We start from the raw sequence: 16,249 nt of genomic DNA, 5'->3' as shown, positions 1-16,249 counted from the left end.
CAGATAGTCTGCTCAAAAGATATAAGATGATGAACTATTTTATTTTGAAGATAGGGTTAAGGTGGAAGAGCCTTGTGACCATTGTTGCCAGATATGGCATGCACTTGGCCATGGTGATACTACTGGTGAATTGCAACAGTGAAAATGCCCCTGATTGCTTCCAAAATGCCGGGGACATTAACAGGGCAATTGTGGAAGTACCTAATTTTACCGCCATTACGGTCTATGAGAATGTAGAAATGACCCTAAGGCAGGGAAGTCCTTTGAAGGTAGAAGTGGAAACGGGAGAAAATTTGCGTAATGAAGTTGAGGTGCAGGTTGTGGATGGCCGACTTTTGTTACGCGATACCAATGATTGTAATTTTACGCGAAAATATGGGCTTACCAAGGTATATGTCACGGCTCCCAATATTACAGAGATTAGAAGTAGCACAGGACTTGATATTTTAAGTGATGGTGTATTGGCGTTTCCCAGTTTAACCCTTATTTCAGAGAGCTTTAACGACCCTGATGCCGGCTATACCAGTGGGGAGTTCAATTTGGAGTTGGACACCCAGAATTTGGCCATTGTTTCCAATGGAATTTCGTATTATAATTTAAGGGGTAAAACTATTAATTTCAACATCCTTTTTGCCTCTGGGGATTCGCGGCTGGAAGCTGAGGCTTTAATTGCTGAAAACGTTAGCTTTAATCACAGGGGATCCAACGATATGCGCTTAAGTCCACAGGAATCGCTTAAAGGCATTTTGCGTGGCACCGGTGATGTGGTTAGTTTTAATAGACCAGCCGTGGTGGAGGTAGAGCAAATGTATAAAGGAGAACTTATTTTTATTGATTAGCACCCAAAGTCTACGGTCGCTTCCAACCTCTATTTCCCATAACTTAAAAGTAGTTTACTATTAGACCGATGAATCCTGTTATAAAATATCTAAAGAATTTATTTGCCTCCCAACGGGTCATAGGTGGGGATATGGAATTATTGGGCAAGCTCCAAGCAGATAAAATATTGCAAAAGCTTATCGATGACCGACGGGTTCCAGGTCTAGCCATTACGGTTCGTAAAAACAATGAAGTATACTTCGAGAAAGGTTATGGATTTGCGGATGTGGAACAGCACACGCGTATAGATCCACAAAATACGATCTTTAGGATTGCCAGTGTGTCCAAACCTATTGCCGCCGCCGCATTAGCCTCAATGGTAGGGGAGGGGCTTTTGGATTTGGATGCCTCCATTTATAAATATGTTCCATACTTTCCAAAAAAGGAATTCGACATTAGTTTGCGTCAGTTGGCAGGACATACGGCCGGAATAAGAGGCTATCGCGGAGGGGAATATGGCCTGAACAAGCCCTTGGGGATAAAGGAGTCGCTTGCCCTATTCCAGGATGATGACCTTCTTTTTGAGCCAGGAAAAGGCTTTCAGTATACCAGTTTTGATTGGGTGTTGATTTCCTTGGCCATGCAGGAGGTAAGTGGCATCCCCTTCGCCGATTATGTTCGGGAAAAAATATTAAATCCTTGTGGATTAAAAAATACATTCCCAGAAAATCCCGGGCATCATCTTCCCAACGGCACCACTTTTTATTCAAAGGGTAGATTGGGGTTCAGAAAGGCCATCCCTGTAAACAATGCTTATAAATTGGCTGGTGGGGGATATTTGTCCACATCAGCGGATATTGCACTTTTTGGACAAGTATATTTGGACCCCAAGTTTAGGGAAGGTAAAATCCAGTCCCAATTCCTCACTTCTGGGATTATTAATGGGACTCCAACCTACTATGGCCTAGGATGGCAGGTTACCCAGGATAAGTTGGGGAGGACCTATTATGGCCATGTAGGCAATGGGGTAGGGGGATATGCCGTATTTTATGTGTATCCTGAACAGGATATGGTTTTCTCCATTCTAATCAACTGTACCAATCCTGGGGTATTGGATACCTTGGAAGAGGTAATATCTGTTTTTCTTAAGGATTTAAATAGTAATATCCCTACTTGATTATAAACCAGGCCACGCAACCAAAGAACAATATAAACATCTTAATTTCAGTATTTCAGTAAGTTGTGAGTCTTCAAAGGGAATTCCTAGGAGCAAGCTTAATTTTTAACACAAGTATACAGATGAACAAAGGTGCATTTCTATTATTGATGTTTGGGATATTGCTTTCCTGCGAAAAAAATGAGGTAAATCCTTCAGATATCAAACAGTTGGGTTATGGCACATCCTTTGGTATGTGCGTGGGCTATTGTAAGAACGAGATGTTGTTAAGGTCGGGTACGGTATTCTATTCCCGTTCGGGTTGGAATAATCAGGTAGAACCCATTAAGTGTACAGAAAACATGACCCAATTGAGTTGGGACTCTCTTAAAAAAACAGTAGATTTAAATGAATTTAATTCCTTGCCCGAAATCTTGGGATGTCCGGATTGTGCAGATGGAGGGGCAGAGTGGTTGGAGATTGAAAATTTTTCCGGCAAGAAATCCAAGGTGACCTTTGAGTACGGCAAGGAACCCGAGGAATTGAAAAGTATGGTAACCGCCTTAAGGAAACAATTGGAAAAGGGTATTCATTGCGAGGAGTTTTAAAGAATTACTCTTGTGTTATGCCCACAAAAATATACAATGAAATATTTCATCTTTTTATGTTTGGTAATATTTTTTATAGGCAGTAGTAGTCTCAATGCCCAACAACGCGCCATATCGTCCCTAGATGAAAATGCCAATAGCGATCTATTGGTAAAGGATTGGAGCAAGCATGAGGCCAACGCATTTGGAAAAAAGGAAATTGGGATAAAGGATTCTATTGTTTTTGACTTCAATTTTAAGGATGCGCTTAGTGGTTTTATGGACCATAAGAGGTCCAATAAAATTAATTCAGAGAAAAAGACGGTAGAAATGCCCGTTGTTAGGCCTTCTGGCAATTATCCCATGACTGTTTATCCAATTGACAGTACTAAAGCCTACTCCCTAAGAATTTATAAATATTGATCATATCCAGGGTCGTTGGTGAACGAAATTGCTGGGCAGTAATAACAATTTGAGATTTACGTTTAATTTACTCCTCTAATGGACAATAAATATACCATTCCTTCCCAAACACGAATAGGCCATGTGCATTTGAAAGTGGCCGACCTGGCACGATCGTTAAACTTTTATTGTAATCTTTTAGGTTTTGAAGTCACCACCATGTACGGAGATCAGGCCGCCTTTATTTCGGCCGGTGGATACCACCATCATATTGGTTTAAATACGTGGCATTCCAAAGGGCAACCCCCTGCCCATACCAATAGCGTAGGCTTATTTCATACGGCAATTTTATACCCTACAAGAAAGGATCTTGCAGAAATATACTCCCGTTTGAGGAAGGCAGAATATCCCTTGACCGGAGCTAGTGACCATGGTGTGTCTGAAGCCATTTATTTAAATGACCCCGATAAAAATGGAGTGGAATTGTATTGGGATCGCCCAAAAAGTCTTTGGACCTATGAGCCGTACGGATCCTTGACAATGTTCACCAAACCACTAAATATGGTGAGTTTGTTACAGGAACTGGAATAAGATTGAATTACACTTTCATATTTTAAGTCTTTTGTGAAAAAATTTTTATCTTGAAGTTTTATTAATACTATAAATGAAATAATTGAATGAAAATACTACCGACTATCTTTTCTGTAGTTTTACTACTGTCTTCCTGTAAAACTAAAACCGACGCCAAACCTGAAGCTAAAGCTGAAACAACAGTAGAAGCCGAAAATTGGATATACCTTTTTGATGGGGTAACTACCAACGGATGGAGAGCATACAATGGAGACACTTTGCCTCCCGGTTGGGTCGTAAAGGACAGTGTGTTGACATTTGACACCGAATTGGGACTGGAGCAGGATTATAAGGGTGGAAAGGATATAATCTATGGATTGGAAGAATTTGATAATTTTGAGTTGTATGTGGAATGGAAGTTGCCCAAAGGGGGCAATAGCGGAATTTTTTATCACCTAAAGGAAGGTATTCCCAATGCCGGGCCACCAAATATCTCTCCAGAGTACCAGTTGATCGATGATGAAAACTATGCAAAAATCCATGATTTAACGGAATACAACCTTAGTCTAGGGCATACCGAGAATCCTGCGGAACTGCAACCCCTACAACAGACCGCTTCGGATTATGCCATGCATGTGGCCGATCCGGAACAAAAAATATTGAATCCTGTGGGAGAGTGGAACTCTTCCAAAATAGTATTTACACCGGAGCGAGTAGAGCACTGGCTCAATGGGAAAAAAGTGCTATCTTTTGTGCCTTGGTCCAAAGATTGGTATGAAAGAAAAAATTCCGGGAAATGGAAGGATGAGGAATATTATGGCAAGTTCAAGTCTGGGTATATCGGTTTTCAGGATCACTCAAGTCCCATTTGGTTTAGAAATATAAAGATTAGAAAATTATAGAACTTAATTCTGTCGGTTTGGTTTGACCGTTAAAAACAATAAAAAAACTTACTTATGAAAAAAAGAGACTTTTTAAAAAGTACCGCAGCCTTGGGTTTAACGGCTCTTCTGCCATCCTCCGTTTGGGCCTTGTCCAAAAATGGTCGTTTAAGAACTGCCCATATCGGTGTTAGTAATATGGGAGGGAACGACCTTGCTTCCATTTCTTCCCATGAATTGGTGGATGTGGTAGCACTTTGCGATGTTGATTCCAAGGCATTGGCAGAGGCCAAAAAATTGCATCCAAACGCTGCAGTCTATAAGGATTATAGGGTGATGCTCAAAGAAATGAAGAGCGATATAGATGCGGTAATAGTCTCTACCCCGGATCATACCCATGCCCCTGCATCCATGATGGCAATGGAAATTGGTAAACCTGTCTATTGTCAAAAACCCCTTACCCATCACGTGGTGGAAGCCAGGGCTATGCGCAAAATGGCAAAGGAAAAAAACCTAGTGACCCAAATGGGCATTCAGGTACATTCTTTTTACGATTATAAATTGGCTACCTTATTGATCCAATCCGGTATAATAGGGAAGGTAAGCACGGTTAGGGCGTGGTCTCCAAAGAACTGGGGCTTTGATGGTCCAGAACCCAAAGGGTCAGATCCGGTACCCGATAATTTGGATTGGAACCTTTGGTTGGGTACTTCTGCGGAAAGACCCTATAAGGAAGGGTATTACCATCCGGCCAACTGGAGAAAATTATTGGACTATGGTTGTGGTACCTTGGGCGATATGGGCGTACATATTTTTGATACTCCCTACAACGCCCTTAAATTGGACGTGCCCATGACCATAAAGAACCAATGTAGAAAACCAACGGGATTTGGATTTCCTGAAAAAAACACTGTTACCTATACCTTTCCAGGTACCGAATATACAGCGGATACCTTAAAATGGATTTGGTATGATGGCAAAGGGGCCCCTGGAAAACATAAAGATCTGAGGTTGCCCAATAATGAGAAATTACCTAATCAAGGGGCCATGTTTGTCGGTGAAAAAGGTAGACTTTTATTGCCGCATTTTATGGAATTGCCCAGACTTATCGTAGATGGTAAATATCAGGAACTGGATTTGTCCATAATTAAGGATCAAGAGGCTATTGGGGAGCCGGTGAGGGACTATGATTCCGAAGGCAACAAACACTACCATCAGTTTGTGGACGCTTGTTTGGGCAAAGCCGAATGTAGTGCCCCCTTTGAATATTCGGCCAGACTTACCGAAACTATTTTGTTGGGGGTCATTGCGGGTCGTTTCCCCAATAAGACATTGCATTGGGATAATGCCACCGCAAGATTTTCCGAACCCGAGGCCAATAAGTTCCTAGATGCCCCTTATAGGGATTTCTAAAACTCAATACTTTAGGTTTACATAAGTGATATTAGCCTATCTGCCATTCCGTTGGAAAATGGCAGATGGGCTTTTTATTCATAATTTTTTGATCCAAGGCCTACGTAATATTCTGTTTTGAAATCATGATTAAACTATAAGATTCTTATCTTTAGGTTATGCAACAAAAGCCATCTTCCTTCTCTATTAAAAATTGGTCCGATGATGATAAACCTCGGGAGAAATTGGTGCAAAAAGGAAAATCCATTCTTTCCGACGCAGAACTGATAGCCATATTAATTGGTTCGGGAAGTAGGAACGAAAGCGCCGTTGAGCTTTCGAAACGCATTTTGGCTTCGGTAAACAACAATCTGAACGAGTTGGGTAAATTGTCCCTTAAACAACTAATGCAATTTAAGGGCATAGGGGAGGCCAAGGCGGTTTCTATTGCTGCTGCCTTGGAAATAGGGAGGAGACGTAGGGGAGAAGAGGCTCAGAAAATAACGAAAATCAAAAGTAGTAAAAATGTATTCGAACTTTTACAGCCTACCATGGGAGAGCTGCCACATGAGGAGTTTTGGATAGTTTTTCTTAATAATTCCAACGCCGTGCTACAGGCCGGGCAACTAAGCAAGGGGGGTATTACTGGGACATTGGTAGACGTTCGCTTAGTGTTGAAACAAGCCTTGGAACTTGGCGCAGTAGGATTGATTTTGGCACATAACCACCCTTCGGGTACTTTAAGGCCAAGTGAGGCCGATAGACAAATTACAAGAAAACTAAAGGTAGCGGCAGAAGCCTTGGATATAAAAGTTTTGGATCATATCATCATCACACAAAAAGAATACTTTAGTTTTGCAGATGAAAATATCCTTTAATTTAGGGCTTGTAATTTATGGATTTCGGTAGTAACTCCCGAATTCAAAAATGCAGGACTTCACAAAAAGGACTAAGTAAAAAGTTATGTTGCTTATCTACACCCATAAAATTACTCATCGCTTCAGTTATATTATGCGGCATATATTCACAACTCTTTTGGGAATAGAGGTTACCTATACCACCAAGGTTGAGGATTTTATTAAACATACAGGGCCAAAGATAACTTACACCAAACAACCCTTACAGAACGAATTCTTTGTTCGGAGCAACGACTTGTTGTTTGAACAGGGAATTAACGACATACAGATCTATGTGGCGGATTGGCAGGGTACACCTTGTTTTTTTGCTACCGGGGAAAGAAGCAATCTGCCTTTTGATATTTTTTCTGCAAGTTTTTACATGTTGAGTAGGTATGAAGAGTATTTGCCCCACGTAAAGGACATGCACGGTAGATTTTCACCCAAAGACAGTTTGGCCTTTCAACATCATTTTCTGGAAAAGCCCTTAGTGGATATTTGGGCCCAAAAATTATTATCCGCTCTAAAGGATAAATTTAAGGATCTTAAGCACAAACCAAGAAATTACAATTATACCTCTATTATAGATGTTTCCAGTTCCCATTGTTTTGCCCATAGAGGTTTTATTCGGGGTATGTCGGGATTTCTTTTTGATCTTGCTTCCCTAAAGATCCGAAGGGTTTTTGACCGGGTTTCGGTATGGTTAAAATTAAAAAAAGATCCCTATGACAATTTCTACGAGCTTATTGAATTGCACAAGAACAACAAGGTAAAGGGTATGTTCTTTTTCCAGTTCGCGGAGTATTCCACATATGACAAAAATGTGTCCCCCAACAATAATAAATTCAAGTACCTGATCAAGTCCGTGGCGGATTACGATAAGGTTTCTCTGTCTTGTTCCTATAGTTCCTTTAATGACATAACACTGCTTAAGGAAGAGAAAAGAAATCTTTCCAATGTAATCAATAGACCTGTTGGTAGTTCCCGTATGCGCTATAACAGGGTAGACGTTCCGGAAACGTACAGGAATTTGATAGAAGCAGGATTTACGGATGACTATACCATGGGATATACCCACGAAATTGGATTTAGGGCAGGTACCTGTACCCCCTTTTATTTTTATGATATTCCCTTGGAGGTACAGCAGCCCATTAAGATACATCCTTTTGCCGTACACGATTATGGCTTATTGAAATACAGGAATAGGACAGAGGCCTTTTCCGCTGTGGAAAGGTTGTATTTGGAAGCAAAAAAGGTAAACGGTAATTTCATTACTGTTTTTTCGAACGAATTAATTGGGGGTGAAAGTAAATTGAATTGGAAAAAATTATATAGTAGTATCCTAAAACGAGTAAATGTTTAAGCACCTTGTTACCGATATTTTCTTTGATTTGGATCATACCCTATGGGATTTTGAAAAAAATTCGGCTTTGACGTTTCAAAAAATTCTTTCGGAGAATTCTGTTAGCGTGGAGCCCAATGATTTTTTAAAAGTATATATCCCCATAAATTTTGAATTTTGGAAGCTTTATCGGGAAGGAAAAATTACCAAAAATGAATTGAGGTTCCAAAGATTGAAAATTACCTTTGATACGCTGGGGTATTCCATGTCCAATGAATTAATCCACATTTTATCCGATCAATATATAGAACATTTGTCCTCTTATAACCATCTTTTTCCAAATACCACCGAGGTTCTGGACTACTTGAAGCCCAATTATAAATTGCATATCATCACTAACGGCTTTGAGGAAATACAGCACAAAAAATTACGCAGTGCCAATATTCACAATTATTTTGAGCATATAATCAATTCGGAAATGGCCGGAGTTAAAAAACCCGACCCAATTATCTTTAAATTGGCTCTTGAAATGGCCAATGTATTGCCCCAAAATTCCTTGATGATCGGAGACAGCCTGGAGGCAGATATCTTAGGAGCAAAGTCTGTGGGCCTGCATACCCTTCATTTCAACGCCAATAATGAACCAAAGCACGAATATTGCCATATGATTCACGATTTGAGTGAAATAAAATCCTATTTATAGAGTTATACTTTAGAGTAACACTATAACAACACGGTACCAGTAGTTGTTCTTGGAGAGTTTGGTATGAAAAATAAAATTTTGCTTCCCGCTTTTTTTTTGCTTGCACTCTATTCCTGTATAGAAAGGCAAAACTTCGACCAATATGATGATTTGGAAATTGTTCCTACGATTGAGGCCAGTATTTTGTATTTGGAATCACCCGAAAGACTGTTAAATGAAATTCCCGGACAGAATTTTTATTCCCAGGATTTTAATTTTGACGGATTTAGTGTAGATGCTTTCTCGGACCGGGTTTTGGATGGATTTATTTTTTACGAAATTGAAAATACCACCAGCAAGGAAATGGAGGCCACGGTTGAATTTTTGGATGAAGGTGGAAATACCATTGATACCCAATATTTTCATATAGATCCGGCTCCAACGTCCCTTTTGCAATTACAGGTGGCCTATGGTACTGGGCGCAGCATTGAAATCATAAAGAATACTTCCAGTATTCAGGTCAGTGTTCTTAATTTAGGAGATAATAATAGTGTATCCAACCTCCCGGACCCTAAGATTATTTTTAGGTCCAGTGGTAAATTCAGACTTCGTTTAAAATGAGGCAAGGTAAACTTCTCTTATTATCCTGGTTCTTGGGCTGTATTTTTGTTACTGCCCAGAATAAACAGATTTTGTACGATTTTACGGAGATTCCCCAAGCGCTAATGATCAATCCCGGAATGTCCACAGACTTTCAGTGGTATGCCGGAATCCCAGTAGTATCCGGGATTTCGTTTCAGGCTGGGAGCAGTGGGCTAACGGTAAACGATCTGTTTGCTGATGACGGAGTTGATTTTAATGTAAAGGTCAGGGAAAGGGCTATATATGGGATGAATACCCGTGACGAACTAAGCGGCACTTATCAGGTTGAATTATTGAATGGAGGTTTTCGCGGCCGTAATCCAGATAATTTCTTTTCATTTGGGATTTACAACGAAGGTGATGCCATTGGCTATTGGTTTAAAGATTATGCCATCTTGGCCTTTGAGGGCAATGCCGACCAATTGGGAAGAAAATTTGACCTCGGACACTTAAAAACACGGGGGGAAATGCTCAATGTCTTTCATTTCGGAATAAACAAAAGAATTGATGGGGCCCTTACCCTTGGGGGAAGAGCCAAAATATACTCCAGTGCCTTTAACTTTTCGTCTACTAAAAACAAAGGCTATTTTGTAACCAATGAGGGGCAAAACAATCTCTTGGCCAATACCATTGATGCCGACTTGGAATTGAGGTCCTCCGGTCTTAATGAAATTGAGGACGCCCTGGACAATGACAGTTCCCTTTTACCTGGATTATTGACAAGAAGATTATTTTTTGGGGGGGATTTGGGATTGGGGATAGATCTTGGATTTACCTATAAACTTAACAAGCAGACTGTAATAACCGGAAGTTTATTGGACTTGGGATTCATTTATAGTTCCACAGATGTTAAAAACTATACCATAGAGGGCAATGCCACAGTGGAGGGAATAGAAGTTATTTTACCGGATGCATTTTCGAACTCCAATGACGACTTTTGGCAAAATTTAGTGGATGAGGTGGATGCATTGGTTCCTCATGGGACCAATGATAAGAGCTATATTTATTTTAGGCCTACCAAACTCTATGGATCCATACGTTATAATTGGGGGGAACCCTCCAATGGCAATATGGATTGCGATTGTAATTATATGGTTTCCAAAAGGAGGGATAACACTAAATATGCAAATGGTGTTGGGGGACAACTGTACGTAATCAACAGACCAAGAGGGCCACAAGCAGCACTTACAGCCTTTTATTTAAGAAGATTTGGAAGGGCTTTGGCACTAAAAACGACCTACACAATAGATAAGTTTTCCTGGAGCAATATAGGTTTGGGACTTAATCTACAGGCTGGTCCCGTAAACATCTATGTTATGGCAGACAACCTATTGGCCTATAAGAACCTTGCGGATAGTCACTACTCCTCTTTTCAATTAGGATTAAATATTATATCTTGGGGGAAGAAATAATAGTTGAACTTTTGAAACCAACATTTATGTGCTTAAAGGCCCCGATAGAAGGAATAATATTTAAAGTTTCTTATTGAGTAAGGCCGTATTGGTTTAGTTTTTGCTTTCATTATTATTTATGTCTATAATTTTTTGCCCGTAAATAGATCACAAAAGGATGATGGACCTATTATTTTATCGAATATGGAATTCAAAAAGCGCCGGGCGGCATTGTCAACACTAACTATGAAATTTTGAAATGATGAAAAACTTTTTTTTACCCCTTATCTTATTGTGTGGCTTTTATGGTATGGCACAAGCCGAATTAAACAAATACAAGTACATTATAGTTCCGGTCAAATTTGAAGCTTTTAAACATGAGAATCAGTATCAGACCAGTACCTTGATCAAATATAATCTTGTGGAAAATGGATTTACGGCAGTTTATGACAGTGACATGCCCGAAGATCTGTTGGCCAACAGGTGTCTTGGTCTGCTTTTGAACCTTAAGGATGATTCGTCCATGTTCACCACCAAAGTAACCTTAACGCTCAAGGATTGTCAGTCTAAAGAGGTCTACACTACCGTGGAAGGTAGTAGTAAGGAGAAAGACTTCAAATCTGCCTATTCGGAAGCTATAAAGGAATGTTTTAAATCTTTATCAGGGATTGGATATAAATTTGAGCCAACGGGGAATAATGCAGCCCCGGCCGTTAGCTTTAAAAATGATGTTAAAAGAATTGAAGGGAGATCCAATGTGGAGCCAAAACAAAGTACACCGAATCCGGTAGTTCAACAAACAGCAACTTTAGAGGAGCAGTCCTATAAAAATAGGGAACCGGTACAGTCCAATATTACCAAAGCGGAAATTAGTCCCGCCAAAGCATTGCCAAAAGTAGATTATAAAACAGATGGTGTTGGGGTATTATACGCACAGGCCATTGCAAACGGATTTCAGTTGGTAGACAGCACACCTAAAATTACATTAAAAATATATGCTACCTCCCAGGCCAATTTTTATATTGCCGAAGGAGAAGTACATAATGGTGTGGTTCTGAAAAAAGGTGAAAAGTGGTACTTTGAATATTACGAGGGCGACAAGTTAATGGGCCAAGAACTGAATATTAAATTCTAAGATGCTTTCTTGTGTTTAATGGTGTTAGGGCAGCGAATAGGCTCTGGGCTGAGTGTGAGGGGGTATTGGTGATTAAATGGGCATTGTTGGATTGAGCCAGTTTAAAGTTCGTATTTATCTTTCCACCGTTTTTTTAGGAAATCTTTGATGGCATTTTCCCTCTGATTATTGCCAGGGCGGTAAAAGCTGGTTTTGGCTACTTCCTTGGGCATAAATTCCTCGGCGATAAAATTATTGTCATAGTCATGGGCATATTTATAATCCTCCCCGTAACCTAAGTCTTTCATTAGCTTGGTGGGCGCATTTCGCAATGCCAAGGGAACGGATAGATCCCCTGTTTGTTTAACTGTTTGCTGGGCCTTATTTATGGCCATATAGCTTGCATTGCTCTTTGGCGACGTGGCCAAATAAATGACACACTGACTCAATATGATCCTGGCTTCTGGATATCCTATGGTAGTAACGGCCTGAAAGGTTGTATTTGCCATCACCAAGGCTGTAGGGTTGGCATTTCCAATATCTTCGGAGGCTAGGATAAGTAGGCGCCGTGCAATAAATTTTACATCCTCTCCGCCTTCTATCATTCTGGCCAACCAATAAACCGCGGCATTGGGGTCGCTTCCCCTAATCGATTTTATAAAAGCAGAGATAATGTCGTAGTGTTGCTCTCCGGTTTTATCGTACAGGACTGTGTTTTTTTGGATCTTACTCAAAACAAGATCGTCTGTAATGGTAACGATATCCGTTTCTTCGGAATTGATGATCAGCTCAAATATATTGAGCAATTTTCTGCCATCACCACCAGAGAGTCGAAGTAGGGCCTCTGTTTCCTTGAGTTTAATTTTTTTGGATTTTAAATATTTGTCCTCTGCCATGGCCCTATGGAGCATGGCTATAAGATCTTCTTTGCCAAAAGGGTTTAGAATGTATACCTGGCATCGGGATAGAAGGGCGGGAATGACCTCGAAGCTGGGGTTTTCGGTTGTGGCACCAATGAGGGTCACCCATCCCTTTTCAACGGCCCCTAACAAGGAATCCTGCTGCGATTTGCTAAAGCGATGAATTTCATCAATAAAGAGTATTGGGTTTTTGGTGGTGAACAAACCCCCACTTTGTTTGGCCTTTTCTATGACTTCCCGTATATCCTTAACACCACTACTAATGGCACTTAGAGTGTAAAAAGGTCGTCCACTTGTAACGGCTATAATATTGGCCAAGGTTGTTTTACCTGTACCGGGAGGGCCCCAAAGAATCAAGGAAGGCAAAATCCCTTTCTTAATTTGATGGGTCAATGATCCATTTTCGCCTACCAAATGATTCTGGCTTATATAATCTTCCAAGGTTTTGGGGCGTACCCGCTCTGCTAGTGGCTCGTTCATAATGTAAAAATAAAACAAAGTTGGCATAAGGAGGTTTCCTTTCGTGACTTTAAAAAGAGAATTTTTAGTGGAAGAAATACAGGAATGACATTTTTACCGAAAATGGATTCTTGGCCAGACTATTGAATAAAGTTTTATATTTCCGCTAATGAGGGTAATTGGAACACAGTACAAAAAAAATCCTCTTTAAAGGCCAACTAAATGTAGCTTTAAGTATTTTGTAATGGGTAAAAGGGGTTCATTTTTGTAAAGTTTTGGTGTTGGTTATTTTTCGTTTTGCAAAATTGAACATAAGTGCCAAAAGCCTCCGATTTTGTAAAGGTTTAAATGAAGCATCAAAAAGGTACCCGTCTTGAGAAGGGTACCGCAAACTAGGTTTAGGTCTTGATGAGGATCAACAGGGCCATTTAATTAAGTTTTATAATTCAGGAATGACAGAAAGCAACTATTTTAAATTCTCCAATTGGGTAATAATACTTCCATTGCTGGCGGTACTCTCTATTTGGACCGTTTATTGGTTTGAAATCCGGTTTCAGGTCAATTTTAACGATTACGGTGTTTATCCACGAACCTTAAAGGGATTAAGGGGTATTGTCTTGAGTCCGTTCATACATTCGTCTGTGGAACATCTCTATAACAATACCATTCCAATTGCCATACTTACGGCATCCCTTGCATATTTTTATAGGAATATAGCCTTTAGGGTATTGTTGTGGGGAATTCTGTTATCCGGGGCTATAACCTGGCTCATAGGAAGGCCATCCCACCATATTGGTGCCAGTGGATTGATCTATGTATTGGTGAGTTTTATTTTTTTTAAAGGAATTATTTCCAAGCATTACCGCTTGGTAGCATTATCCTTGATGGTGGTCTTTATCTATGGTAGTTTGTTGTGGTACATTTTTCCAGTGGAGGACGGTATTTCCTGGGAGGGGCATTTAGGTGGATTTGTCACAGGTATATTTTTGGCATTTGTCATGAAGGCTCCTCTGCCCAAATTAAAAAAATATGATTGGGAAAAGGAGGATTATGACGAGGAAGAAGATGAATTTCTAAAACATTTTGACGAACACGGGAATTTTATAGAGAGCAGGCCCCCTAGCCAAGAAGATGATGTAATTGTTAAATATCATTTCAAAAAGGACTCAGGGGAAGGGACAGAAGAAAATTAGGCAAACCCTAACACTTCCTGCCTGTAAAGGAATTGATGCACCAAGGCTCGACTCCTATGGAATAATTGAAATTTAAATGTTATCGATTTAATGGGTAGTTATCCTATAATTCCTGTCGCTGCCTTACCGCTTCGTACAGGAAGACTCCACAGGCAACTGAAACATTGAGGGATCCAATTTCCCCAAGTAGGGGAAGCTTTGCCATATGGTCCGCAGCCTTTAGAATGGATGGGGAGATGCCCACATCTTCGGATCCCATGATTATGCCGCACGGTTCCTTAAAGGAAACTTCGTATATGGTGTTATCCGTTTTCTCGGTTGCGGCAATTACCTTTATTCCTGATGCCTGTAAATAGAATACGGCATCCTTTATGTGGTCTATTTTGGCGATTGGCACCCGAAAAGCAGCACCTGCAGAGGTTTTAATGGTATCTGCGGTTACGGGTGCAGCTCCTTTTTTTTGGATTATGATTCCGTCTACTCCGGTACATTCGGCCGTTCTTATGATAGCGCCAAAGTTACGCACATCCGAAAGTTGGTCCAGTAATAGGAAAAGGGGAGTTGTCTTGGTTTCCAATGTTTTTTCAACCAATTCTTCCACGGTTAAAAAGGTGATTGGGGATATATTGGCAACAACACCCTGATGGTTACTCTTTGTAAGCCTGTTCAGTTTTTCAATGGGGACATAGGAAGAGCTAATACCATTTTTGCGGATCAGCGTTTCCATATCCCTGGAAAGATCGCCCTTAAGGCCTTTTTGGATAAAAACCTTGTCTATGGGTTCATTGGATTTTATAGCTTCAATTACAGCCCTGATGCCATAGATTTGTTCTGTGTTCTTCATGGGGTAAAGGTAAATAAAAAAACCACCCTTTTCAGGGTGGTTTTTACAAGTAAATTATGGTTGCCAACTTATTCGGCACAAAGAATTACCGTTAAGGGGCCTCCAGCAGATTCGCCAACCCCTGATTCTAACAGGAGCTCATCATTTGGCCCATAAATTTCAAAGCTTATTTCATCATATTGGTCGCCTGGAAATTGCCATACGGCCACCTCCGTACCTTCCGGGATAGTTACAGTGGCGGTGCCATTACTATAATCGCCTACACATTCGAAAGGACTGTCTACATAAGGATTGCACAATCCTACTTCAGCTACAATCTCGCCATCCAAGATTAATTGTAGTCCATTTCCGCCATTCCCGTCATTTGTCTGCCATCCATCATCGAAAATATCGTGCATGTCAATTCGGTATACACCTGGTTGGGGAGCACAAGTTACAGGATAAGCTAAAAAATAGGTATAAGCATTATTTTCCACTGCGTTGAAATCCGGTGCATAGTAATTAGGCTGACCTTCTTTATTTAGGATTTCCAATACGGTGCCATCCTCCATGGTAAAAACTGGGTAGAACAATATATTGTCCCCGGCATTCATATCTGAAGATGAACTAATTTCGGAAAATGCACTGATAACTTCTGAACCGGTAATTACATAATCCTTGGGAAAAGTTGTTACATTGGCATCTATTGTCACTGGTCCATAAATGTCGCCATCAACAGTTTTGTAAAGCGCTTTTAAATCATAGGACTGAGGTTCGCCTACACTCAAATCTACTTGAAATTTTAACTCCAGGGTAGGAAAAGTAGTGTTGACAATAAATTCTGGACTACCGTCTGCCAGCTTCAAATCGGGCAAAGCCCCATAAGAGGTGTCGATAGCCGAAGTACCTCCGTCATCATCGCAGGACGTATTTAGCACAAATAGGGCTAAAAATAGGCTTAATATATATATGTTTTTCAT

The 16,249-nt window shown here is 40.4% G+C and carries 17 protein-coding genes; 14 read left to right on the top strand and 3 right to left on the bottom strand.

Annotated features, from left to right (window positions below):
- Positions 1-26: 26 nt before the first annotated feature.
- The 13 genes from C7972_RS17555 to C7972_RS17495 all read left to right on the top strand — a co-directional run bounded on the left by C7972_RS17555 (position 27) and on the right by C7972_RS17495 (position 11,895).
- A complete protein-coding gene (locus C7972_RS17555) occupies positions 27-839 on the top strand; it encodes a head GIN domain-containing protein (protein ID WP_258364886.1) in 813 nt (270 codons plus the stop codon).
- 68 nt (positions 840-907) lie between these two features.
- Complete coding sequence (locus C7972_RS17550; RefSeq protein ID WP_110357465.1) at positions 908-1,996, top strand: serine hydrolase; 1,089 nt, start codon at positions 908-910, stop codon at positions 1,994-1,996.
- A 122-nt stretch (positions 1,997-2,118) separates the two neighbouring features.
- The gene (locus C7972_RS17545; protein WP_110357464.1) at positions 2,119-2,583 is read left to right on the top strand and encodes a hypothetical protein; all 465 of its coding nucleotides are present in this window, start codon (positions 2,119-2,121) and stop codon (positions 2,581-2,583) included.
- 36 nt (positions 2,584-2,619) lie between these two features.
- Positions 2,620-2,985: a hypothetical protein gene (locus tag C7972_RS17540; RefSeq protein ID WP_110357463.1), complete on the top strand. Its 366-nt coding sequence runs from the start codon at positions 2,620-2,622 to the stop codon at positions 2,983-2,985.
- Positions 2,986-3,063: 78 nt separating this feature from the next.
- A complete protein-coding gene (locus C7972_RS17535) occupies positions 3,064-3,555 on the top strand; it encodes a VOC family protein (protein ID WP_110357462.1) in 492 nt (163 codons plus the stop codon).
- 86 nt (positions 3,556-3,641) lie between these two features.
- Positions 3,642-4,436: a DUF1080 domain-containing protein gene (locus tag C7972_RS17530; RefSeq protein ID WP_110357461.1), complete on the top strand. Its 795-nt coding sequence runs from the start codon at positions 3,642-3,644 to the stop codon at positions 4,434-4,436.
- Positions 4,437-4,490: 54 nt separating this feature from the next.
- On the top strand, positions 4,491-5,828 hold the full coding sequence (locus C7972_RS17525) for a Gfo/Idh/MocA family protein (RefSeq protein WP_110357460.1): 1,338 nt from the start codon (positions 4,491-4,493) through the stop codon (positions 5,826-5,828).
- A gap of 158 nt (positions 5,829-5,986) precedes the next feature.
- Entirely contained in the window at positions 5,987-6,685 is a 699-nt protein-coding gene (gene radC / locus C7972_RS17520) for a DNA repair protein RadC (protein WP_110357459.1), read from the top strand.
- Between the two features lie 85 nt (positions 6,686-6,770).
- Positions 6,771-8,066 (top strand): polysaccharide deacetylase family protein, encoded by a 1,296-nt coding sequence (locus tag C7972_RS17515; protein ID WP_110357458.1) that lies wholly within the window; start codon positions 6,771-6,773, stop codon positions 8,064-8,066.
- Positions 8,059-8,748, top strand: coding sequence for a YjjG family noncanonical pyrimidine nucleotidase (locus C7972_RS17510; RefSeq protein ID WP_110357457.1), 690 nt, complete (start codon positions 8,059-8,061; stop codon positions 8,746-8,748). The genes C7972_RS17515 and C7972_RS17510 overlap by 8 nt, the downstream gene beginning before the upstream one ends.
- A 63-nt stretch (positions 8,749-8,811) precedes the next feature.
- Positions 8,812-9,348 carry a hypothetical protein gene (locus C7972_RS17505; RefSeq protein WP_110357456.1) on the top strand — a complete coding sequence of 179 codons (537 nt, stop codon included), beginning with the start codon at positions 8,812-8,814 and terminating at the stop codon, positions 9,346-9,348.
- On the top strand, positions 9,345-10,781 hold the full coding sequence (locus C7972_RS17500) for a DUF5723 family protein (RefSeq protein WP_110357455.1): 1,437 nt from the start codon (positions 9,345-9,347) through the stop codon (positions 10,779-10,781). The genes C7972_RS17505 and C7972_RS17500 overlap by 4 nt, the downstream gene beginning before the upstream one ends.
- Before the next feature lie 238 nt (positions 10,782-11,019).
- Complete coding sequence (locus C7972_RS17495; RefSeq protein WP_146216348.1) at positions 11,020-11,895, top strand: hypothetical protein; 876 nt, start codon at positions 11,020-11,022, stop codon at positions 11,893-11,895.
- A gap of 101 nt (positions 11,896-11,996) precedes the next feature.
- Here the strand turns inward: C7972_RS17495 and C7972_RS17490 are convergent, their stop codons facing one another.
- The gene (locus tag C7972_RS17490) at positions 11,997-13,274 is read right to left on the bottom strand and encodes a replication-associated recombination protein A (RefSeq protein WP_110357509.1); all 1,278 of its coding nucleotides are present in this window, start codon (positions 13,272-13,274) and stop codon (positions 11,997-11,999) included.
- 431 nt (positions 13,275-13,705) lie between these two features.
- Between C7972_RS17490 and C7972_RS17485 the strand changes: the two genes are divergently transcribed.
- On the top strand, positions 13,706-14,446 hold the full coding sequence (locus tag C7972_RS17485; RefSeq protein WP_110357453.1) for a rhomboid family intramembrane serine protease: 741 nt from the start codon (positions 13,706-13,708) through the stop codon (positions 14,444-14,446).
- A 103-nt stretch (positions 14,447-14,549) separates the two neighbouring features.
- Here C7972_RS17485 and rlmB read toward each other — a convergent pair whose 3' ends face one another.
- Both rlmB and C7972_RS17475 read right to left on the bottom strand, forming a co-directional pair.
- Positions 14,550-15,290, bottom strand: coding sequence for a 23S rRNA (guanosine(2251)-2'-O)-methyltransferase RlmB (gene rlmB / locus C7972_RS17480; protein ID WP_110357452.1), 741 nt, complete (start codon positions 15,288-15,290; stop codon positions 14,550-14,552).
- 68 nt (positions 15,291-15,358) lie between these two features.
- Positions 15,359-16,249: a hypothetical protein gene (locus C7972_RS17475; RefSeq protein WP_110357451.1), complete on the bottom strand. Its 891-nt coding sequence runs from the start codon at positions 16,247-16,249 to the stop codon at positions 15,359-15,361.

The organism is Arenibacter sp. ARW7G5Y1 (assembly GCF_003201775.1).
Classification (GTDB): Bacteria; Bacteroidota; Bacteroidia; order Flavobacteriales; family Flavobacteriaceae; genus Arenibacter.
The sequence above is the reverse complement of the archived record's forward strand: the minus strand, read 5'-3'. Positions and strand labels throughout refer to the sequence as shown.